Annotated in this window: 20 protein-coding genes; 11 read left to right on the top strand and 9 right to left on the bottom strand. The window is 73.7% G+C overall.

All coding sequences use genetic code 11. The annotated features are described in order from the left end of the window. Positions 1-61 precede the first annotated feature (61 nt). The 3 genes from ACFY30_RS11710 to lnt all read right to left on the bottom strand — a co-directional run bounded on the left by ACFY30_RS11710 (position 62) and on the right by lnt (position 3140). Entirely contained in the window at positions 62-853 is a 792-nt protein-coding gene (locus tag ACFY30_RS11710) for a 3-hydroxybutyrate dehydrogenase (protein WP_390845016.1), read from the bottom strand. Between the two features lie 54 nt (positions 854-907). Next, on the bottom strand, positions 908-1387 hold the full coding sequence (locus ACFY30_RS11705; protein WP_390845014.1) for an NUDIX domain-containing protein: 480 nt from the start codon (positions 1385-1387) through the stop codon (positions 908-910). Between the two features lie 127 nt (positions 1388-1514). Beyond that, entirely contained in the window at positions 1515-3140 is a 1626-nt protein-coding gene (gene lnt, locus ACFY30_RS11700; protein WP_390845013.1) for an apolipoprotein N-acyltransferase, read from the bottom strand. Positions 3141-3360: 220 nt separating this feature from the next. Between lnt and ACFY30_RS11695 the strand changes: the two genes are divergently transcribed. Continuing rightward, positions 3361-4437, top strand: coding sequence for an O-antigen ligase family protein (locus ACFY30_RS11695; RefSeq protein ID WP_390845012.1), 1077 nt, complete (start codon positions 3361-3363; stop codon positions 4435-4437). 2 nt (positions 4438-4439) lie between these two features. On the opposite strand, the gene ACFY30_RS11690 is transcribed toward ACFY30_RS11695, so the two are convergent. Together ACFY30_RS11690 and ACFY30_RS11685 are read right to left on the bottom strand one after the other, a co-directional pair. After that, on the bottom strand, positions 4440-5018 hold the full coding sequence (locus tag ACFY30_RS11690) for a hypothetical protein (RefSeq protein WP_390845011.1): 579 nt from the start codon (positions 5016-5018) through the stop codon (positions 4440-4442). Positions 5019-5124: 106 nt separating this feature from the next. Then, positions 5125-5910 (bottom strand): glutamate racemase, encoded by a 786-nt coding sequence (locus tag ACFY30_RS11685; protein ID WP_390845010.1) that lies wholly within the window; start codon positions 5908-5910, stop codon positions 5125-5127. 39 nt (positions 5911-5949) lie between these two features. Here ACFY30_RS11685 and ACFY30_RS11680 point away from each other — a divergent pair, with 39 nt between their 5' ends. Continuing rightward, positions 5950-7143: a glycosyltransferase gene (locus ACFY30_RS11680; RefSeq protein WP_390845277.1), complete on the top strand. Its 1194-nt coding sequence runs from the start codon at positions 5950-5952 to the stop codon at positions 7141-7143. Positions 7144-7156: 13 nt separating this feature from the next. Here ACFY30_RS11680 and ACFY30_RS11675 read toward each other — a convergent pair whose 3' ends face one another. Further along, positions 7157-8464, bottom strand: a complete 1308-nt coding sequence (locus tag ACFY30_RS11675; RefSeq protein ID WP_390845009.1) for a TerD family protein — start codon at positions 8462-8464, stop codon at positions 7157-7159. 290 nt (positions 8465-8754) lie between these two features. On the opposite strand from ACFY30_RS11675, the gene ACFY30_RS11670 reads away from it, so the two are divergent. The 4 genes from ACFY30_RS11670 to ACFY30_RS11655 all read left to right on the top strand — a co-directional run bounded on the left by ACFY30_RS11670 (position 8755) and on the right by ACFY30_RS11655 (position 13387). Continuing rightward, positions 8755-9180: a DUF6643 family protein gene (locus ACFY30_RS11670; protein ID WP_390845008.1), complete on the top strand. Its 426-nt coding sequence runs from the start codon at positions 8755-8757 to the stop codon at positions 9178-9180. A gap of 41 nt (positions 9181-9221) precedes the next feature. Then, positions 9222-10046 carry an MOSC domain-containing protein gene (locus tag ACFY30_RS11665; protein ID WP_390845007.1) on the top strand — a complete coding sequence of 275 codons (825 nt, stop codon included), beginning with the start codon at positions 9222-9224 and terminating at the stop codon, positions 10044-10046. A 181-nt stretch (positions 10047-10227) separates the two neighbouring features. Next, positions 10228-10833, top strand: coding sequence for a hypothetical protein (locus ACFY30_RS11660; RefSeq protein ID WP_390845006.1), 606 nt, complete (start codon positions 10228-10230; stop codon positions 10831-10833). Positions 10834-10948: 115 nt separating this feature from the next. After that, on the top strand, positions 10949-13387 hold the full coding sequence (locus tag ACFY30_RS11655; protein ID WP_390845005.1) for a right-handed parallel beta-helix repeat-containing protein: 2439 nt from the start codon (positions 10949-10951) through the stop codon (positions 13385-13387). A gap of 5 nt (positions 13388-13392) precedes the next feature. Here ACFY30_RS11655 and ACFY30_RS11650 read toward each other — a convergent pair whose 3' ends face one another. Then, on the bottom strand, positions 13393-16167 hold the full coding sequence (locus ACFY30_RS11650; RefSeq protein ID WP_390845004.1) for a hypothetical protein: 2775 nt from the start codon (positions 16165-16167) through the stop codon (positions 13393-13395). 262 nt (positions 16168-16429) lie between these two features. Here ACFY30_RS11650 and ACFY30_RS11645 point away from each other — a divergent pair, with 262 nt between their 5' ends. Together ACFY30_RS11645 and ACFY30_RS11640 are read left to right on the top strand one after the other, a co-directional pair. Further along, a complete protein-coding gene (locus ACFY30_RS11645) occupies positions 16430-17260 on the top strand; it encodes a DeoR/GlpR family DNA-binding transcription regulator (RefSeq protein ID WP_390845003.1) in 831 nt (276 codons plus the stop codon). Between the two features lie 52 nt (positions 17261-17312). Continuing rightward, a complete protein-coding gene (locus ACFY30_RS11640; RefSeq protein ID WP_390845002.1) occupies positions 17313-17789 on the top strand; it encodes an SRPBCC family protein in 477 nt (158 codons plus the stop codon). Between the two features lie 39 nt (positions 17790-17828). On the opposite strand, the gene ACFY30_RS11635 is transcribed toward ACFY30_RS11640, so the two are convergent. After that, a complete protein-coding gene (locus tag ACFY30_RS11635) occupies positions 17829-18953 on the bottom strand; it encodes a PLP-dependent cysteine synthase family protein (RefSeq protein ID WP_390845001.1) in 1125 nt (374 codons plus the stop codon). Between the two features lie 366 nt (positions 18954-19319). Between ACFY30_RS11635 and ACFY30_RS11630 the strand changes: the two genes are divergently transcribed. Together ACFY30_RS11630 and ACFY30_RS11625 are read left to right on the top strand one after the other, a co-directional pair. Continuing rightward, positions 19320-19643: a hypothetical protein gene (locus ACFY30_RS11630; RefSeq protein ID WP_390845000.1), complete on the top strand. Its 324-nt coding sequence runs from the start codon at positions 19320-19322 to the stop codon at positions 19641-19643. Positions 19644-19828: 185 nt separating this feature from the next. Further along, positions 19829-20368, top strand: coding sequence for an ATP-binding protein (locus ACFY30_RS11625; RefSeq protein WP_390844999.1), 540 nt, complete (start codon positions 19829-19831; stop codon positions 20366-20368). A gap of 215 nt (positions 20369-20583) precedes the next feature. On the opposite strand, the gene ACFY30_RS11620 is transcribed toward ACFY30_RS11625, so the two are convergent. Continuing rightward, positions 20584-20865 (bottom strand): SHOCT domain-containing protein, encoded by a 282-nt coding sequence (locus tag ACFY30_RS11620; RefSeq protein WP_390844998.1) that lies wholly within the window; start codon positions 20863-20865, stop codon positions 20584-20586. Between the two features lie 228 nt (positions 20866-21093). Here ACFY30_RS11620 and ACFY30_RS11615 point away from each other — a divergent pair, with 228 nt between their 5' ends. After that, positions 21094-21654 carry a TetR/AcrR family transcriptional regulator gene (locus ACFY30_RS11615; protein ID WP_390844997.1) on the top strand — a complete coding sequence of 187 codons (561 nt, stop codon included), beginning with the start codon at positions 21094-21096 and terminating at the stop codon, positions 21652-21654. Position 21655: the final 1 nt, after the last annotated feature.

Genomic DNA, 21655 nt, shown 5'->3' with positions numbered 1-21655 from the left:
ATCACCGGCTCGCCCCGTCAGGCCTGTGGAAAACGTCGGAGCACCGGTGCCGAACGCGTGTTCAGTGCGCGGTCCAGCCGCCGTCGAGGACCAGTGAGGTGCCGGTGACGAAGGACGCCCGCGGCCCGCACAGATAGGCGACCGCCTCGGCGACCTCCTCCGGTTCGATGAGCCGTTTGACGGCGCTGTCGCGCAGCAGCACCTCGGCGGGCACGCGTTCCTCGGGGATACCGTGCGCCCGCGCCTGGTCGGCGATCTGCCGCTGCACGAGCGGGGTGCGTACGTAGGCGGGGTTCACGCAGTTGGAGGTGACGCCGTGGGAGGCTCCTTCGAGGGCGGTCGTCTTGGACAGCCCCTCCAGTCCGTGCTTGGCGGCCACGTACGCCGACTTGTAGGCGGAGGCCCGCAGGCCGTGGACGGAGGACACGTTGACGACACGGCCCCAGCCCTGCCCGTACATGTGGGGCAGGGCGCCTCGGATGAGCCGGAAGGGCGCCTCCAGCATCACGGTGAGGACCGTGTGGAAGACGGCCGGGGGGAAGTCCTCCAGGGGGCTGACGTGCTGCAGACCGGCGTTGTTGACCAGGACGTCGGTGCCGGCGGCGGCGAGTTCGGCCGCGTCCAGGTCGGTGAGGTCCAGGACGTGCGGTTCGATCGCGCCCGGCAGGCCGGCCGCGCTCCCGGCGAGTTCCTCCAGGCCCGCGGGGTCCCGGTCGACCGCCCGGACCTTGGCTCCCGCGGCCGCCAGCCGCAGCGCGCAGGCGCGGCCGATGCCGCCGGCCGCGCCGGTGACGAGGGCGGTGCGACCACCGAGGTCGAGCGAGGGGGTGAGGGCTGCGGGAGGCGTGGTCATGACTGGACCCTAGGCAGCGGGCCGCCCCCACCCCATGTGGCCAGCCCACACAGTTCAGTCGGTAGGCGTGGTCTCGAACCACGTGGGTTCGTCGGAGAGCGCCTGCTTGATGCGGAACAGCTGTCCTTCGCGCATCGGCGGCAGGCCGTCCACGTCGAACCAGCCGACCTCGACGGACTCGTCGTCGTTGACCCGTGCCTCGCCGCCGACCGCCCGGCAGCGCAAGGTGACGTCCATGAACTGGCACTTGTCGCCATTGGGGTACTCGACCTGCCGCCCGGAGCGGATGAGGACGACGCGTTCGGGCACACAGAGCACCCCCGTCTCCTCCTCCACCTCCCGCACGGCACACTCCGCCGGCTGCTCGCCGGGGTCCGGGATGCCGGTGATCACGGTCCACTGGCCGTTGTCCGCGCGCCGCCCCAGCAGCACCCGTCCCTCGTCGTCGAAGACGACGGCGCTGACGCCGGGAAGCCAGAGCAACTGGTGGCCCGCGGAGGCCCGGATCTCGGTGATGAAGTCAGGAGTCGGCATGGACCGACCCTAACGGCCGTGCGAAGCGGCAACCCGCGGTGAGGGCCCGGGCCGGCTCTCCCGCGTGTCGGCGAGCCGTCCCGAGCCGGTCGGCCGAAGGGCACCCGGCCGGGGAGACGAGCGCGGGTCAGAGAGACGTGCTCGCAGCGGTCGCGCCCCGCCGGGCGCGTACTGCCGCGGCCGTGGCCCAGCCCAGACCACCGGCCGCGACGAGCAGCAGGGCGATCTCCGGGAGGATGCCGAGCCGGGTCGCGGGCGTCTCCGAGGACCGCAGCGGCACCTTCTGCACCAGGGAGTCCGCGACGAACATGCCGGTCTTCTGGGTGATCCTCCCGTCCGGCATGATGATCGCGCTGACGCCGCTGGTGACGGGCACCGTCACCGTGCGGCTGTGCTCGACGGCGCGCACCCGGGACATGGCGAGCTGCTGGTAGGTCATCTCGCTGCGGTCGAAGGTGGCGTTGTTGCTCGGCACGGAGATCATCTGGGCGCCGTCGGTGACCTCGGAGCGGACGGCCCAGTCGAACGCGGCCTCGTAGCAGGTGACCAGGCCCACCTTGGCGTCGTCCATGGTGAACACGCCCGGCTCGGTGCCCCGGCTGAAGTCCTGGTGGACCATCGACGTCCACTGGCTGTTGATCGCGCCGATGAGCGAGCGCAGCGGCAGGTACTCGCCGAACGGCTGGATCTGCCGCTTGTCGTACGTCTGGGTGGGGCCCTTCACCGGGTCCCAGAGGATCTGCTCGTTGTAGAGCTTGCCGTCGCGCTCGACGACCCCGCCGACCGAGACGGGGACACCGATGGCCTTGGCGGCCTTGTCGATGACGGCGGCCGCGTCCTCGTAGGCGAACGGGTCGATGTCGGAGGAGTTCTCGGGCCACAGCACGAAGTCGGGCCTGGCCTTCTTGCCCGCCTCGACCTCGGCGGCCAGCCGTTCGGTCTCGCGCGCGTGGTGGTCGAGGACGGCCCGGCGCTGGGAGTTGAAGTCCAGGCCGAGGCGGGGGACGTTGCCCTGGATGACGGCGACCGTCGCGGTCCCGTCCTCCGCCTTGTCGCTCACCAGGGAACGCGCGGCCAGCGCCGCCGCGAAGGGGACGGTCAGGCTGAGCAGGGCGACCGCGGCGGCCGACCTGCGCACCTCGCCCGTGCGCCGCCGGTCCAGAACGAGACGGACGACGTCGTAGAGACCGAAACCGCCGAGGACGACCGCGAAGCCGAGGACGGGGGTGCCGCCGAGGGCGGCCAGCGGCAGGAAGACACCGTCCGCCTGGCCGAAGGCGATCTTGCCCCAGGGGAAGCCGCGGAAGGGGACGCGCGCGCGTGCCGCCTCGCCGGCGATCCACAGGGCCGCCGCCCACACCGGCCAGGCCGGCAGCTTCGAGACCTTGGCGACGCCGACACCGACCAGGGCGACGAAGACCGCCTCGATGGCCACCAGGGCGAGCCAGGGGCCGGGGCCGACCTCGACGCCGGTCCACACGAGGAGCGGCAGCAGGAAACCCAGGCCGAAGAGGTAGCCGAGGCCGAGGGCGGCCTTCCAGCTGCGGCCGCGCAGCACCCAGCCGAACACGGCGAAGGCCGGCAGGGCCAGCCACCACAGCGTGCGCGGCGGGAAGCTGATGTAGAGCAGCACTCCGGCGAGCGCCGCCGCGGCGGCGGGGAGGAGGCGCAGGAGCCGCGCGCGGCGCGAAACCGGCGCGGCCTGGGGCTCCAGCTGGTCGGGCTGGCCCACGGAAGTTGCGGTGACGGTCACTCGGGGAGTGTACGGCGGGTGACCTTTGGGCCGACAGCACGGTCCACGCGGGCCGCACCGTACGGCCCGCGGCTCCCGAGCGACCCCGGCACAGGACATCCACAAACCGCCCATCAGCCGTTACGGTGTGCCAGAGCTCCGCTCGCACAGGCGTCCGGAGTGGCACAGACGGGGGCGACCGGGTTCGGAGGGTCGGGTGGGGTCCACGGGTTCCACGGGGATGACGTCGGCGGCCGGGGCGGACGCCGACGGAGAGAGACGAAACGTTTCCGACGTCACGGGGGTGGCCGTACTCGGGGCCTGCGCCGCCTGGTCACTGGTCACCGCGGCGGTGCACGACGGACGGCCCGAGGGTGTGCTGCTCGCGGTGCTGGCCGTGGCCGCCGGGTACGCCGTGGGCCGGATCTGCGGGGTGCTGCTGCCGGTGGCCGCGCCCGGTGCCGCGGCACTGACCGGGCTCGTCCTGACGGTGGCCCTGCCGCGCCTGGCGCCGGGGCCCGAGATCGACGCGCCGCTCGGCCACGCGGGTGCCACGGCCGCGGTGCTGACGCTGTCGGCGGGTGCGGCGTGCTGCGCCGCCTGGGCGACGCCCGTGCCCGTGATGCGGCTCGGCCTGTGGCTGCTGGCCTGCGGTGTCGTGGTCGCGGGTGCCCTGCTGGGCTCGGCCACGGCGGTCGTGACCTGCTGTGCCGTCCTGCTGTGCTCGCTGGCCGCCGGCCGGATGCGCCACCGGGGGCCGGCCCTCATCGGCCTGGCCGCGTCCACGGCCCTGCTGACCGGTCTGACCTGGGCGGTCGCCGGGAACGCCCTGCCCTCAGGGCTCGCCGCGTCCCTGGAGGACCAGCTCACGTCCCGCCGGATCGGCCTGTGGCGTGACGCCCTGCGGCTGGCGCACGGCGACGCCGGTCTCGGCGTGGGGCCGGGCCGGTTCGGGGAGCTGAGTGCCACGGCGGCGCAGTCGACCCTGTCCGACGGCAAGCCGCACTCGGCGCCGCTGCAGCTGGCGGCGGAACAGGGTGTGCCGGGGGTGCTGCTTCTCGGCGCGGCCTTCTGCTGGGTGCTGTTCGCGCTGTGGCGCGCGCCTCGGCCCACGCCGGTCGTCCTCACGGCGGGTGCCGCGCTCACCGCTCTCGCGGCACTCACCGCCGTGGGCAACGCGCTGAGCTTCACCACGGTGTCGGTCGGCGCGGGCCTGCTGGCCGGCCTGGCGACGGCCCGGCCGCTCGCCGAGGAGCCGCCGTCCGGGGCACCGGCCGTGCCGGACCGGGAGCGCCACCGCGACCGGCGGACCGTCTGAGGTCAGTGCGCCGAGCCGGGCGTCCGCTCGCGCAGCCGGTCCCTGATCGCCTGTACGGCGGACTCGGCGTCGTCCACGGTGATCGTGAACGTATGGCCGTCCCACAGCCGCAGCACCACGCCCTCGCCGCGCCGTACGACGACGGCGGTGCCCTTCTCCGGCCGCCAGCGGTAGCCCCAGCCGCCCCAGTGGCGCGGGGTGACGTGCGGTTCGAACTCGGCCCCCGCGACATGGGCGAGCGGGATGTGGCGGCGCGGTACGCCGATATGGCCGCAGCGCACCTCCAGCGAGTCCTTGTCGAGCTTCAGGTCGACGTGGACGAAGGCCAGGGTGCCGAAGAGGACCAGCAGGCCGGCGGCGATGCAGCCGACGACGGACATGACGAGGGGGGCGGTGCCGGACGTCCAGGCGGAGTCGACGGCGAGCTCGATGCCGAGCGCCATGCAGGCGGCGCCGACCAGCGCGAGCAGCCACTGGAACCGGTTGGTGGCGCGGCCGGTCCACACATCGGAACGCGGGGTGTCCTCGTCGGAGTGCGGGGTGTCCTCGCCCTGGGGGTGAACGTGGGAGTGGTCCCTCATATACATGAGGTTACTCAGGTTTCGCTGCGCGGGTAGGGCGTCGCACAGGGTGACCGCGCCGAGCGGGCGGGGCCGGGACCGCGGGCGTACCGCCGGTGACCGTCGGTCACTGAACGGGGCTGACGGCCTGGAGCAGCCTGCCTTCCGCGTAGGCGAGCGCGGGCTGCGGGAGGCCGCCCTCGCGGCCGCTGAGCAGGACGGTGACGGAGCCGAGGCCGGCCGTCTCGGGCTCGGGGCGGGCGCCGACGCGCCGCAGGGCCTGGGCGGCGACGGCGCCGGCCGAGCCGTGCAGGACGAGCGGCGGCCGGCCGGGGCGCTGCACGGCGGCGCGGATGCGGTCGGCGACCAGCTCGTAGTGGGTGCAGCCCAGGACGACGGTCGTCACGTCCTCGGGGGTCAGCGCGGCGGCCGCGGCGACTGCGGTGGTGATCGCCGCCTCGTCGGCGTGCTCCACGGCCTCGGCCAGGCCCCAGCAGGGCACCTCGGCGACCGCGACCCCGTCGGCGAAGTCCTCGATGAGTCCGCGCTGGTAGGGGCTGCCGGTGGTGGCGGGGGTGGCCCAGATCGCGACGGGGCCGCCGCCGGCCGCGGCCGGCTTGATCGCGGGGACGGTGCCGATCACCGGGATGGCCGGTTCGAGCCGGGCGCGCAGGGTGGGCAGGGCGTGCACGGTCGCCGTGTTGCAGCCGACGATGAGAGCCTCGGGCCCGTGGGCGGCGGCGGCCTCGGCGACGGCCAGGGCGCGCGCGGTGAGATCCTGCGGGGTGCGCGGGCCCCAGGGCATGCCGTCGGGGTCGAGGGAGAGCACGAGATCGGCGTCGGGTCGCAGGCGCCGTACCGCGGCGGTGGCCGCCAGCAGGCCGATTCCGGAGTCCATGAGCGCGATCTTCACCCGGCCACCATAGACGATGTGCCCCTGCGGCCCGGCCGGGTGGGGCAGACTGCGCGGGTGAGCGCCGTCGTGTGGATCGCCGCCGTGTCCCTGGCCGCGTGGCTGTGGCTGTTGCTCTGTCAGGGCTTCTTCTGGCGCACGGACGTGCGGCTGCCGGCCCGGAGGGATCCGGCCGTGTGGCCGTCGGTGTGCGTCGTGGTCCCCGCGCGCGACGAGGCGGCGGTGCTGCCCGCGAGCCTGCCGTCGCTGCTCGCGCAGGACTATCCGGGGCGGGCGGAGATCTTCCTCGTCGACGACGGCAGCTCGGACGGCACCGGGGAGCTGGCCCGTTCGCTCGCGCGGCGACACGGCGGGCTGCCGCTGACCGTCGGCTCGCCGGGTGAGCCGCCGGCGGGCTGGACCGGGAAGCTGTGGGCGGTACGGCACGGCATCGCTCTGGCACGCGCGCGTGAGCCCGAGTACCTCCTCCTGACGGACGCGGACATCGCGCACGCGCCCGGCAGCCTGCGGGAGCTGGTGGCGGCGGCGCGCACCGGCGGCTTCGACGTGGTCTCGCAGATGGCACGGCTGCGGGTCGAGAGCCTGTGGGAGCGACTGGTCGTGCCGGCCTTCGTCTACTTCTTCGCGCAGCTGTACCCGTTCCGCCGGATCGGGCGGCGGCGCTCGCGGACGGCGGCGGCGGCGGGCGGCTGCGTCCTGCTGCGCGCGGAGGCGGCCGAGCGGGCGCGGATCCCGGACGCCATCCGGCACGCCGTCATCGACGACGTGGCGCTCGCGCGCGCGGTGAAGGGCGCGGGCGGTCACGTGTGGCTGGGGCTGGCCGACCGGGTGGACAGCGTGCGCCCCTACCCGCGCCTGCACGACCTGTGGCGGATGGTCTCGCGCAGCGCCTACGCGCAACTGCGCCACAACCCGCTGCTGCTGGCCGGTACGGTGCTCGGCCTCGCGCTGGTCTATCTGGTCCCGCCGCTGGCCCTGTTGACCGGGCTCGTCGCGGGCGGTACGGCCACGGCGGTGCTCGGCGGCCTTTCGTGGCTGGTGATGACGGGGACGTACCTGCCGATGCTCCGTTACTACCGGCAGCCGCTGTGGCTCGCGCCCCTGCTGCCGTTCACCGCGCTCCTCTATCTCCTGATGACGGTGGATTCGGCGGTGCAGCACCACCGGGGGCGGGGCGCGGCCTGGAAGGGCCGCACCTACGCCCGTCCGGACGCCGTGAGCGACGAGGGCTGAGTTCCCCAGGCGGCTATTTTCGGCCCGGCGTCCAGTTCATGCCCCACCCGTAGGCGTGGTCGACGGTCCGCTGCGGGCTGACCCCGCGTTCCGGCACGAGGTAGCGGGCCTCGCGCTGGACGATCAGGTCGCCGCCGTTGTTGGTGATCAGGGCGAGGGCGCACACGGTCGAGGGGACGGTGCACTCGTCCAGGGAGAAGTCGACCGCGGCGCCGAACTGGGGTTGCAGGGTGACCGTGGCGTGCAGGTCGGCGAAGGAGCGGGCGCCTTCGTAGACGGTCACGAAGACGAGGATGCGCCGGAAGTCGTTCCTGTGGTCGAGGTTGATGGTGAGGTTCTCGCCGTCGGCGAGGGCCCCCGTGCGGTCGTCGCCGTCGAGGTGGATGTACGGCGGCCGGTGCAGGGCGCCGAAGGCGTTGCCGAGGGACTGGACGACGCCCTTGCGGCCGTCGGCGAGTTCGAACAGGGCGCACAGGTCGAGGTCGAGGTCGTTGTGGAGCGCGACCGCGCGGCCGTGTTTGCCGCCCCATCCCGAGAACTGCTTGCGCACCTCCCAGTTGAGGTTCACGCGCATGACGCCCGAGGTGCCGCCCTGTTTGGTGAGCGACACGGCGGGGGCGGCCTTGGTGAGCGTCACCTTGGTCAGCCGGACCGGTGTGGTGGGCGGGGCCGGCGGCGGGGGCGGCGGGGTGTGGTGGACGGGCGGCACGGTGACCGGCAGTGCGGGCACGGTCGGCTGGACGGACAGGGGCGGCGGGGGCGGGGCCTGGGGAACCGGCGGTTGAGCCGCGCGCTGCGGCTCGTCCACGGTGATGCCGAAGTCCGTGGCCAGCCCTTCCAGTCCGCTGCCGTACCCCTGCCCGACGGCACGGAACTTCCACGAGCCCTGGCGGCGGTAGAACTCCCCCAGCACGAAGGCCGTCTCCACCGTGGCTCCGGTGCTGTCGAAGCGCGCGGCGACGGTGTCCCGCGCCGCCTCCCGCACCTCGATGTAGAGGCCGGGCAGCTGGGCGAAGGTGCCGCCGTCGGCCGAGGCGGCGAGGACGATCGTCTCGATCGCGGGCTCGACGCGCGCGAGGTCGACGACGAGGGTGTCGGTCACCCGGTCGCCGGTGGCGCGCTTGCCCTCGTGGCGGACCGCCCCGGAGGAGTGCGCCGGCTGGTTGTAGAAGACGAAGTCCGCGTCCGAGCGGACCTTTCCGCCCGCGAGCAGCAGTGCCGAGGCGTCCACGTCGGGCACCCCCGGTCCCGGGCGCCAGCCCAGTTCGACCCGTAGCGCCGTCGTCGGCACCGGCGTGTTGGAACCTTTCGGCATCGACATGTCCGCCCCCCTCGCGTCTCCGTCCACCGGGCCGTGCCCGGGACCTTTCGGGTTGTCTGCCGCTCAACCTATTCCCGGGGACGGGGAAGGCCCAGAAGGGACGCGGGGACCCGCCTCACCGACCCGCCGGTAACCCCCTCGGAACTCGGCTTTTACACGATCACAGCGATGTCCGCCGCCCCTTTTTGCCGAGTTCGCTCGCATTGGGGATCCGAGGTCACGGCGGACACGGAAAACAACCCTCTTATCGGTCTCCCCAACCAGCACATCGTGGGCTTACCTTATGTGCCATGACCTCCCCCCGCTCCACCTATGGCGGTTACTACTCCGCCTTCCCGGACACCCCGATCTACGACTCGCTCGTGGCCGAGCGGGGCACCCCGCAGATCGCCCCGATCCGGGTCCCCGCCGCCTACGACATGCCGGGCAGCAGCCTGCCCGCGCTGCCGTCGGCGCTGCCCGCCCTCCCGGCGGCCCCGGTCCAGGCGTCCTACGGCTATCCGCAGGCGCAGCAGCCCGCGCCGCTGCAGCAGGCGCCCGCGGCCTACATCCCGCCGCAGGCGACCGCACCGCGCGGCTACCCGGGTCCGCAGCCCCAGCAGCCGCGACCGGCCGCGCCGGGCATGGGGTACGAGGCGATGCGCCCCGCCGCTCCCCGGCCGGCCGCGCCCCAGTACCAGGATCCGTACAACAACCAGCAGTACCGCGGCTACTGAGCCCACCCGGGGCTGTCACTGCCACCTGGCAGGATGACCCCATGGGGAATGCGGAACTGCTGTCGATTCACATCCATCCGGTCAAGGCGTTCCGGGGCCAGGCGCCCCGGGAGGCCGTCGTGGAGCCCTGGGGGCTGGCCGGAGACCGACGCTGGGCGCTGATCGACGACGGGGGAAAGGTCGTCACGCAACGCCAGCAACCGCGCCTCGCACTGGCCGCCGCCGAGCTTCTGCCCGGCGGCGGCCTCCGGCTGTCCGCGCCGGGACTGGAGCCGCTGACCGTGGCGGTACCCGATCAGGTGGGCACGGTCTCGCTGGACGTCTTCGGCGACAAGGTGGAGGGGGTCCTCGCCGACGGCGCGGCGAACGACTGGTGCAGCGCCTATCTCGGCGCCCGCATACGTCTGGTGCACATGGACGACCCCGCGACACGCCGGCCCGTCGATCCGCAGTACGCGCTGCCCGGCGAGACCGTCACCTTCGCGGACGGCTATCCGCTGCTGGTCACCACCGTCGCCTCGCTGGACGCCCTCAACTCCCTGATCGCCGAAGGGGACCACGCCGCCGACGGCCCGTTGCCGATGAACCGTTTCCGGCCGAACCTGGTGGTGGCGGGCACCGAACCCTGGGCCGAGGACGGCTGGTCGCGCCTGGAGGTCGGCGAGGTCGCCTTCCGCGTCGCCAAGATGTGCGGCCGGTGCGTGGTGACGACCACCGACCAGGTGACCGCCGGACGCGGCAGGGAACCCCTGCACACGCTGGGCCGTCACCGTCGCATCGGCGGCAAGCTGGTCTTCGGACAGAACCTGGTGCCCCTCACCCGCGGGACCGTCCGGGTGGGCGATCCGGTGCGTGTGATCGAGTAGATCCGGCCGCGTTCGGCGCGGACGCCGGATGCGGGAACCGCCCCCGGCTCCTGAAGCGTTGGACGTCATGAGAAGTTCATGAGAGGTCCCGGCGCGGGTGATTTCGCTCTCTCTTGGTCCGGACTCGCGCGTGAACGGCTCCGGCGGGGGTTATCACGGAGCGGGAAGGGGGTGCGGGACAGTGCGAGCGATCGGTGGCATCTGGCGCTGGCGGCACAATCCGCTGCGCCGCGGGACGGATCTGGCCGAGGCATGGGTGGCGCTGGCTGCGCTGCTGCTGATCCTCCTCGTCGCGCCCGTCGTGGGCTCCCTGACCGGCACCCTCGCCCAGGAAGCCCTGCAGCAGTCGGTCCGCGAGCAGCGGCAGTCCCGCCACGAGGTCACGGCCACCGTCGTACGGAAGGTGGACGGCGCGCCGCTGGAGGCCGACCCCGAGGCGGCCTCCGGGCGGGACGCCCGCAGCCGGGTCCTCGCCGACTGGACCGCCCCGGACGGCACCGTCCGGCACGGCACGGTCCTCGCGAGCCTGAAGACCCCTCACCGCGGCGACCACTTCGCGATATGGACGGACGCGCACGGGCGTCTGGTGGCCCGTCCGCTGGACTCCGCCACCGCCACGACACACGCGGTGCTCGCCGGATTCGGCGCGGCTCTGCTGACCGCCGGCGTGGTCGAGGGCGCGCGGCGGCTGATCGTCTGGCGCATGGTCCGCCGCCGGTACGCCCGTTGGGACCAGGCCTGGGACCGCGCGGGCCCGGACTGGGGCCGTACAGGTACGGGCAGCTGACCTCGTTCGGTCAGTGGTCAACCCACCGCCCGCGCGCACGCTACGGTGGTCCGGCCGGATGGTGCATGATTCGGCATCAAACCCGCGTACGACGAGGTGGGGGCACAGCAACGCCATGGCACAGGGCACGGTCCAGGTGACGCACACCGGCACGTCGAGGTGGCGGCGCCGCACGGGTGAGTACGCATCGCTCGCCGCCGCCCTGGAGGCCGCGGCCGAGGGCGACGTCCTCACCATCGCTCCCGGCACCTACCGGGAAAACCTCGTCGTGCAGCGGTCGGTGACCCTGCGCGGCCCGGAGGGCTCCCCCGGGTCCGTGCGGATCGCGCCCGCGGACGGGGTGCCGCTGACGGTGCGCGCGTCGGCGGTGGTGCAGGACCTGCACGTGGAGGGCCAGGACGCGGCCGCGCCGGCGGTGCTCGTCGAGGACGGCACGCCGGAACTGCTGGACATGCGGATCGTCACGCGGTCCGCCGCGGGCATCGAGGTGCGCGGCAGCGCCCGTCCGACGGTCCGGCGGTGCACGGTCGACAATCCCGCGGGCATCGGCATCGCCGTGGTCGACGGCGGCGGCGGTGTCTTCGAGGAGTGCGAGGTCGTCGCGGCCGGGCAGGCGGGCGTCGCGGTACGCGGGGGCGCGCATCCCCGCCTCGAGCGCTGCCGGGTGCACCACGCCTCCGGCACCGGCCTGAGCGCCACCGGTGACAACTCCGGGCTGGAAGCGGTGGGTTGTGAGATCTACGAGGTCCGCGGCAGTGGGGTGCACATCACCGCCCGGGCCACCGCCCACCTCACGGACTGCGCCGTGCACCGCACCACCGCCGACGGTGTCACGCTCGACACGGACGCGGTGCTCACGCTGGCCGACTGCCGTATCCACGACATCCCGGAGAACGCGATCGACCTGCGCTCCCGCTCCGTCCTGACGCTGACGCGGACGACGGTGCGTCAGTTCGGGCGCAACGGGCTGTCGGTGTGGGACCCGGGCACCCGGGTGGACGCCAACCAGTGCGAGATCTTCGACAGCACCGGCGACTACCCGGCGGTCTGGGTCAGCGACGGCGCCACCGCCGTGCTCGACTCCTGCCGGGTGCACGACGTACCGGACGCGCTGTTCGTCCTCGACCGCGGCTCACGCGCGGACGTCATCGACAGCGACCTGTCGCAGGTGCGCAACACGGCCGTGTCGGTGAGCGACGGCGCGACCGCCCAGCTCGACGACTGCCGGATCCGGGACGCGGCGACCGGCGCCTGGTTCCGCGACCACGGCAGCGGCGGCACGCTCAACAACTGCACCGTGGAAACCGTCCAGACCGGAGTGATCGTCACCAAGGGCGCCGACCCCACCGTGGAGCGCTGCACGATCGACTCCCCCGCCGAGGCGGGCTTCTACGTCTCCGCGGACGGCCGCGGCAGCTTCCTCGACTGCCGGGTGAACGACAGCGGCGGCTACGGCTTCCACGTGATAGACGGCTGCCGTACGACGCTGCGCAGATGCCGTACCGAACGCTGCGCGCGCGGGGGGTACGAGTTCGCGGACGCCGGGGCCGACGGAGCGCCCGGTTCGGGGCCCGTGGTCGAGGACTGCGCCAGCGACGAGAGCGCGGGGGTGCGTACTCCCGCCGCGCGGGAAACGGCCGTGCAGACGGCCGTCCCGTCGGCGGGGCTGCTCGGCCCGATCCCCGAGCAGCGGATGACCGTGCCGGAGCCCCCGTCGGGCGTGGCCGAGCCGGAGACGTCGGTGCGGACGTCGAAGGACGTGCTGGGCGAACTCGACGCGCTGGTGGGCCTGGAGAGCGTCAAGCGCGAGGTGCGGGCGCTGACCGACATGATCGAGGTGGGCCGGCGGCGCCTGCGGGCGGGTCTGAAGGCGGCCTCGGTCAAGCGCCATCTGGTCTTCACCGGGTCCCCCGGCACCGGCAAGACGACGGTCGCGCGCCTCTACGGCGAGATCCTCGCCGCCTTGGACGTACTGGAGAAGGGCCATCTCGTCGAGGTGTCCCGCGTCGATCTCGTCGGAGAGCACATCGGCTCCACCGCCATCCGCACGCAGGAGGCCTTCCAGCGGGCGCACGGCGGTGTGCTGTTCATCGACGAGGCGTACGCGCTGTCGCCGGAGGACGCGGGGCGGGACTTCGGCAAGGAGGCCATCGACACCCTCGTGAAGCTGATGGAGGATCACCGGGACTCCGTGGTCGTGATCGTCGCGGGCTACACGGCCGAGATGGAGCGCTTCCTGACGGTCAACCCGGGTGTGGCGTCCCGTTTCTCACGGACCATCACCTTCGGTGACTACGGCCCCGAGGAACTGCTGCGGATCGTGGAGCAGCAGGCCGAGGAGCACGAGTACCGGCTGGCGGCGGGGACCGCGGAGGCCTTGCTGAAGTACTTCACGGAGATCCCCAAGGGCGCCGCCTTCGGCAACGGACGCACGGCACGCCAGACGTTCGAGGCGATGGTGGAACGGCACGCGAGCCGGGTCGCCCAGCTCGCGGAGCCCAGCACCGACGACCTGACCCTGCTGTTCGCGGAGGACCTGCCCGAGCTGCCCTGACCCGGTCAGGCGCGCCGCACGGGCACCTCCGGGTGCAGCCGGGCCAGGAGCCGTCCGCGTTCCTCTGCGAAGGCCGGGTCGGCCTGGTAGTCGGAGTGGCCCAGGATGGGGGCGGGCAGCGGGTGCTCCTCGGTGCGGCCGTACGCCAGGGGGTCCGAGAGGGGTGCGCGGTCCACCTCGGGGCCGCAGTCGTCGCCGGACAGGCGCACGGGGCCGCCGATGGGGTCGGTAAGCCGGTACAGGTTGCGCCAGCAGTCGATGTCCTGGTGGAGGGCGACGAGCGCGGCCGGGCCGAAGTGGGCCGGGAACCAGCGGCCGTAGAGGCGCTCGATCGGGGAGCCGTAGGTGAGCAGGGCGACCCGTCTGCGGTCGGAGGGGCGCAGCTGCCAGGCGGCGGCCGCGGCGAGGACGCTGCCCTGGGAGTGCCCGGAGATGACGAGGCGGCCGCCGGTGGCCCGGGTCCAGGTGGACATCCGCCAGGTCAGGTCGGGCACCGCGCGCTCGGCGTAGCAGGGCGGCGCGAAGGGGTGGGCGGCGCGCGGCCAGAACGTGCCCACGTCCCAGAGGATGCCGATGGTGCGTCGCGCGGAGGCGTCCTTGTAGGCGCGCCGGCCCCAGGTGACGAAGAGGAGAAAGCCCAGGCCGATCAGCCAGGAGCCGAGCGCCTGTCCGGCCTGGGCGGCGCCCTGCACGAAGGGTCCGGCGCCCTGTGTGGCCCGCACCGGCGTCTTCCCGGTGCCGAAGGCTCCGGCGAGGGCGCCCGCGCCCAGGAGCAGGGTCGTCGTGGAGGTGACGGCGACGACGAGGGGGCCGCGGTCGGTGAGCGTGGCCATCGACCGCGCGCGGGCGATACGGCCGGTGCGGGCGGGGTCGCCGGGGTCGGCGTCGTACTCCCGGGCCACCGCCACGCGTTCGGCCCGGGTCAGCAGCCAGGTCCGCCGGCCGAGGAGCCCGCCCAGCGCGAGCAGGACGAGGAGCAGCACGGGAATCACGGACGCCTGCCAAGTCAGCAGCACCGGCGGGCCGTCGAGGAAGGTCCCGGTGCCGTCCAGCCAGTCCGAGACCCGCTGTGACACGCCGCCGGACATGACCCCGCCCAGGGCGCAGCCCAGCATCGCCACCGCGGGCCCCCCGAGCCCCCCGAGCGCGGCCCGCGCCCCGCCCGGACCACCCGCACCCGACCGCCCCGCGCTCCCGCCCCCGCCGTCGCCCGGACTCCGCAGAGCGGCCCGCGCCTTCGCCCCGGCGCCGCCCTCCCCCGTCTCACCTGGGGCGGACCACCCCTTGCCCTCGCCGCCGGCCTCCCCCGAGCCCGGCGGACCCGACCGCGCCTCGGCCGCCGCGGGCCCCGGCCCCGTGCTGCCGCGCGCAGCCGACCGTGACTGCGGGTGGGCGTCGCTCTCCCCCGTTTCTCGGGGCGAGGGCCGGGGGCTCGGCAGGGCGGTTGTCTCGGTGGGGGTGTCGGTCGGCAGGGCGATCGCCACGCCGAGGACGTCGACGAGGGTGTCCGGGGCCGGTGGCGTCCGGTGGCGCTGGTCGTGGGCGAGCGGGTCGCCGGAGCCGCGCGGCCGCGTCGGCACGGCGGTGTCGTGGGAGTCGCCGCGGGGCGTGGGCTCTCCCTTGGGCCCCTTGTGCAGCACGTGGGCCACGACGGTCAGGGCGATCACCAGCGCCCCCTGGGCCAGGGCGATCCCGCCGAAGGTCGCGTCGCCCGGGAGGCGGCCGGAGGACTGCCAGCCCGGGCGGTGCCAGCCGGCGTACACCAGGGTGAGGGTGAGGAGGACGAGGGCGGTGAGGGGCAGGCGGCGGACCAGTTGGGCGTCGAGACGGCGGTCGAGGCGGTGCTCGCTGCGGCCGCGCCGGCACACCACCCAGACCACGGCGAGCGCGCCGGCCGCCAGGGACACCTCCAGCAGGCGGCCGAGCGCGTCCAGGACGGGCGGGCCGCCGGGACGGTGGTCCTCGCGCGCCGCCGCCGTGCCGACCGCCGCGGCGACCGTGAGCAGGCTGGCCGCGGTGTGGCCGGTGCGGAGGCGGGCCACGAGGCGACGGCCGTACCAGAAGCCGGGGCGGCTCAGCGCGGTGTGGGCGGGGCCGTTCCGGGGCTCGGGGTCGCGGTCGAGCGGCTCCTGGGACTCGTACGCCCGCCAGGTGCGGTGGGAGAGGTACCAGAGGAGGCCGGTCAGGGCGGTCGGGACCAGGGCCGCGAGGGCGAGACGGCGGCCCGGCGGGCTCCACCAGCCGCCGTGGGAGACCGTGGGTGACAGAAAGCCCAGCCAGGAGTGGCGTGCGGCGCACGCGTGCGTGCCCGCACACTGCCAGGCCGTGAGGTCGAGGGCGACCTCGCAGGCCGCGGCGACGAGCAGGACGGTCAGGCTCAGGCCCGCGAGCCGGACGAGCAGCCCGTACAGACGGACCGCGCGGGTGCCCTCGCGGGCGGCGGGGCGCATCCAGTGGGCGAGGTTCACGACCATGAACGGCAGCAGCAACAGCCACAGGGCGCGGGTGCCGTTGCCGGAGGTCAGGTTGGACCAGACGTAGGCCTCCGGGACCGGCCGCCCGCCGTGGTCGGGGACCGTCGTGGTGGCGTCGGCCGCCGGGGCGTCCGCGTCGGCGTCCTCGGCGCGCCGGTGGACCGCGGCCGTGTCGTCGCCGGTGATCCGCACCGTGCGCGGATCGTTCAACATCTTCTCGGGCGTGGCGCCGCCGACGCCGTGGACGAGGAGTTCCAGGGCCGCGCTGCCCGCAGAGGAACGTTCCACTGTTCGCACTTCCCCCATGACACGCCGCTTACATGTCTCCGTGCGGGCACAGGATCTCCGCTCCGGAGGGCGTCTACACCTCCGGGCCCGGAATCTCCCCCGTCCGTGTGACCGGCGGAGAGCATGAACCGTCGATGGCATGCACGCGTCGGGGTGATGGCACACTGCGGGGCCGGTCGTGCGAGGATGGGACGCCCACGCACCGCGGCCGGGAAGAATACTCTCGTCTCAGCAGGTGAGCGGGCCTGTCGACCCGTTTGAGGAAAGGACCGGAGCGTACGTGAGCGAGAATCAGAACCTCCTCGCGGAGCAGCGCCGCGCCCTGATCCTGGACGAGGTTCGTCGCCGGGGCGGTGTCCGGGTCAACGAGCTGACCCGGAAGCTCGGCGTGTCGGACATGACGGTCCGCCGCGATCTGGACGCGCTGGCCCGGCAGGGCATGCTGGAGAAGGTGCACGGCGGCGCGGTCCCGGTGGTCGAGGCGAGCACGCACGAGCCGGGTTTCGAGGCGAAGTCGGGTCTGGAGCTGACCGCCAAGGAGGACATCGCGCGGGCCGCCGCGGAGCTGGTCTCCCCGGGCAGCGCGATCGCGCTGTCGGGCGGTACGACGACGTACGCGCTGGCGCACCAGCTGGTGGAGGTGCAGGACCTGACCGTGGTGACGAACTCGGTGCGGGTGGCCGACGTCTTCCACATGGCGCAGCGCACCTCGGGCCCCCGGCAGGGCGCGGCCACGGTCGTGCTGACCGGCGGGGTGCGCACCCCGTCCGACTCACTGGTGGGACCGGTCGCCGACCAGGCCATCGCGGCGCTCCACTTCGACCTGCTCTTCCTCGGTGTGCACGGGATATCGGCCGAGGCGGGCCTGTCGACGCCGAACCTGGCGGAGGCCGAGACCAACCGGCGCCTCGTGCAGTCGGCGCGCCGGGTCGTGGTCGTCGCCGACCACACCAAGTGGGGTGTAGTGGGCCTGAGTTCGTTCGCGGCCCTGGAGCAGGTCGACACCCTGGTCACGGACTCCGGACTGCCCGGCGCGGCCCGCGCGGAGATCTCCGAACATCTGCGCCGGCTGGTGGTGGCCGGGGAGGACGACGCGGGGGAAGACATCTGACGGGGTGACGGCTAGGGTGACGCAACCGTCGAGCGAGGGGGTTGGCGTCGCCATGGTTCGTCGTCTGCGTGCCGAAGGGCTCGACTTCGTGAGGACCGCTCCCGTGCGGCTGGTCTTCTCGCGGGAGGTCTCCGCCTCGCCGGAACGGGTCTTCCACGCGCTGGCCTCGGACGTCTCCGGCTGGGCCGAGTGGTTCCCCGCCGTCACCTCCGCCGTGCCGCTGGACGAAGGGGCGGGGCGGGACGTACGGCTGTGGGGCGGTGCCCGGTTCCGGGAGACGGTGCTCGCGGCGAAGGAGCCGGAGGTGTACGCCTACCGGGTGGACGTCACCAACGCGCCGGGGGTCCGGGCCCTGGTCGAGGAGTGGCGACTCGCTCCGGCCGGGGCCGGGACCCGGGTGCGCTGGACGTTCGCCGCGGACGGGCCCGCGCCGGTGCGGGGTGCGCTGCGGCTGGCGAGGCCGGGGCTGGGGCGCTCCTTCCGGGACGCGGTGACCCGGCTGGACCGGCGGCTCACCACACCGTCGTAGGAGGCCACGGCCCCGCGTGGCGCGGCGGTCCCGCCGGGCTCACTCCGGCCACACGCCGGTCGTCAGCAGCGACTTGAGCGCGGCCGTGTAGGGGGCGATGTCCAGGCCCTGTGCGGCCAGCCAGGTGTCGGAGTAGTACTTGTCGAGGTAGCGGTCGCCGGGGTCGCACAGCAGGGTGACCACGCTGCCGCGCCGGCCGTCGGCGACCATCTCGGCGGCGAGTTTGAGGGCGCTCCACAGTCCGGTGCCCGTGGAGCCGCCCGCCTTGCGGCCGATCGCCTGCTCCAGGGCCCGTACGGCCGCCACGCTGGCCGCGTCCGGGACCTTCATCATCCGGTCGACGGCGCCCGGCACGAAACTCGGCTCCATGCGCGGCCGGCCGATGCCCTCGATGCGCGAGCCGCAGTCGCAGGTGACGTCCGGATCGCCGGTGGTCCAGCCCTCGAAGAAACAGGAGTTCTCGGGGTCGGCGACGCAGATGCGCGTGTCGCGCTGGGTGTAGTGGACGTAGCGGGCGAGGGTCGCCGAGGTGCCGCCGGTGCCGGCCGTGGCGACGATCCATGCGGGCTCCGGGAACCGCTCCAACTCCAGCTGGCGGAAGATGGATTCGGCGATGTTGTTGTTCCCGCGCCAGTCCGTGGCCCGTTCGGCGTAGGTGAACTGGTCCATGTAGTGGCCGCCGGTGTCCGCCGCGAGGCGGGCCGACTCCTCGTACATCGTGCGCGGGTCGTCGACGAAGTGGCACCGGCCGCCGTGGAACTCGATGAGGCGGATCTTCTCCGCGCTCGTCGTGCGCGGCATGACCGCGATGAAGGGCACGCCGATCAGCTTGGCGAAGTACGCCTCGGACACGGCCGTCGAGCCGCTGGACGCCTCGATCACGGGGCGGTCCGGCCGGATCCAGCCATTGCACAGGGCGTAGAGGAACAGCGAGCGGGCGAGGCGGTGCTTGAGGCTGCCGGTGGGGTGGGTCGACTCGTCCTTGAGGTAGAGGTCGATGCCCCAGCTGTCCGGGAGCGGGAAGCGCAGCAGATGGGTGTCGGCCGAGCGGTTGGCGTCGGCCTGGACCTTGCGGACGGCTTCTTTCAGCCAGTCGCGGTAGAAGGCGTCGCTGCGGTCGACGTCGAGGGTGGCGCCGGGCCGGGTCTGCTGGGGGGTGGTCACGGCAGGAGCTCCTTACACGCTTCACGCCGAGGGCGTCCGGCGCGGTCGGCACACCGATCATAAGCACCTTGCGCACCGCTTCTCACCTGCATAAACACCACTTTGGGGGCCTCAAAGGCGGTCCTGGGGAGCGGACACGCGCACATGGGGGGCGCATTCGCGCGAGTGCTCCTGAAGACCCGCACCGGCGTGTCATACGTACTGGTGCTCGACGCCGGGCGCGGGCAGACTGCACCGGGCGGGGCGGAGCTCCGGGACGGGGCGGGCAGCCCTGGACGTGAGGCGGACCCCGGACGGGGGCGCACACTGGGCCACGGACACCACGATTTCGCTCACACGAGTGTGACCGCAAGGGGGCGGGGAGGCATGGCGGAGCCGGAGTTCACGGCGACGGGCGTGCGGATCGGGAAGAGACTGCGTTCGCTCACCCGGGCCGGGCAGGTCCGGATCAGCGGGGGCAGGCTGGAGCTGCTCACCAGCTACGGCAGCGAGATCGACAGCGCGCCGGTGCAGGCGGTCCGCGCCTCCAAGCCGTGGTTCGTCCCGGAGGACCGGGCGCTGGCCGACCTCAACGGCAACCGATATCTGCTGACGCTGGGGGATCACGACCCCGCGCCGGGCGAGGCCGGGCCGCCCGCGGCGCGCCGGTTCGTCGAGGCCGTACGGAAGGCCGCGGGCCGTCACCGCTGAACCACCGCGAGTTGCGCAGGCGGACCCCCTGAGTCACGCTGTTCTCACGTCACTCTGGGTTTACCGGCGATAACGCTGCGAACCAGCCCGCCGGCCACCGCAGCAGGCGGCCGCCTTGCGCAGCAGCTCTGCTCGTTCGATCCGAACTCCGTGTTCTTCCGGACCTCAGTCGGGGAGTCGCAGCCGTGATCAGCAACCCAAGCAGGCACTGCACGGTGGAGCTCCAAGCCCTGCCGTCGCGGATCGGCCAGGTCCGCAGAATCGTATCGGCGCAGTTGCGCTACTGGCATCTGGACGCCCTCATAGACCGGGCCGCGCTCGGTGTGACGGAGCTGTTGACCAACGTCCACCTGCACGCCCAGCCCGACAAGATGTGCGTCGTGGAGATGGAGCTGCTGCTCGACCGGCTCACCGTCTCCGTACGCGACCACGATCCGCGGCTCCCGGTGGTGGGAGACGTCAGGACCACCGCGGCGCTGTCCACCTGCGGGCGCGGGCTCGCCATGGTGGCCGCGGTGAGCGAGAGCTGGGGCGCGCGGCCGGACGGCGAGTCCGGCAAGGTCGTCTGGTTCACGCTGCCCGCGCGTGCCGCCGCCCCGGAGAGGTCGGCGCGTCCGCCGCGCCGCACACCCCGCGAACAGGTCGCGCCGCGGTTCGCGGAGGTCGTCTCCGTCGATGCGCACCGGCCCGCCCCTGCCCCCGCCCGGTCCGCCGTCGTCGGCTGACCGGGCGGTGACCCGCCGGTGAGACCCCGTCGGGGTCGCCCGGCCGCGATGGCCCGCAGCACGTCCGGCGGGCCGTCGCGCCGGGCCGCGGGCCGACCCGGACCACCTCCCGGCGAGCCGTGGACCGCGGCCGCGAGCGGGCCCGACCTCACGACCGCCGGCGGCCCGAGTGCGCGGGACGAGCGCCGACGGGCGGTCGGGGGCGGTCGGGGGCGTCATGCCGGGCCGCCCCTGCGGCCGAACTCCTCGTCCAGCACGGACAGTCGGCGCCAGTACTCGTCCTCGTCTATCTCGCCGGAGGCGAAGCGCCGGCCGAGGACGGCGAGGGGGGAGTCGGCGGCGGGACGCTCCACGGCGGTGCGGACACCGCGGGGGCCGCGCCACGCGGTGCCGCGCAGCAGCGTGACGACGCCGACGACGACGGCCGCCCAGATCAGCGGGAGGAACAGGATCCAGGGGCCGGGGCCGCCGCCGTCCCAGTGCGCCAGGGTGTTCATCTCGGGTCATCTCCTCGGTGAGGCTCTCGTGGGTGCGATGCCTCGAGCGTCCCGCCGGGAGGGGGTCCGGGTCGTCGTACGGCCAGCGGCGGTGCGTGTACCTCGCGGGGAGTACGCGCGCGTGCGCCGGGTGCTCCTCTCGTCGAAAGCCGACGCGACCCGTTCGAGCGGGTGGCAAGGGGCTTCGCGGACTCGACTTCTGTAACTACTAGTATGTACAGTCGCTTCATGAGCACGTCGGAGCGACTGATCGAGTCCACCCGGGAGCTGCTGTGGGAGCGCGGATACGTGGGCACCAGCCCCAAGGCGATCCTGGAGCGTGCGGGCGCCGGGCAGGGCAGCATGTACCACCACTTCAAGGGCAAGCCGGATCTCGCCCTGGCCGCGATCCGGCGGACGGCCGAGGAGATGCGGGCCACCGCCGCGGCGGTGCTCGACGGGCCGGGCACCCCCTACGACCGCATCCGGGCGTATCTCACGCGCGAGCGTGACGTGCTGCGCGGCTGCCCGGTCGGCCGGCTGACGATGGACCCGGACGTCATCGCGAGCGACGAGCTGCGCGAACCGGTCGACGAGACGATCGACTGGCTCCGGGAACGGCTCGCCCACCTCGTCGAAGAAGGCCGGGAACAGGGCCAGTTCGCACCCGGGCTGGACGGCGAGGAGATCGCCGCGACGATCGTCGCGACCGTGCAGGGCGGGTACGTCCTGGCCCGGGCCTCCGGTTCCCCCGCCGCCTTCGACGCGGGAGTGCGGGGACTGCTCGCACTCCTCTCCCCCCGCCCCTAGG

The sequence above is a fragment of the Streptomyces sp. NPDC000345 genome (assembly GCF_042898825.1).
Classification (GTDB): Bacteria; Actinomycetota; Actinomycetes; order Streptomycetales; family Streptomycetaceae; genus Streptomyces.
The sequence above is the reverse complement of the archived record's forward strand: the minus strand, read 5'-3'. Positions and strand labels throughout refer to the sequence as shown.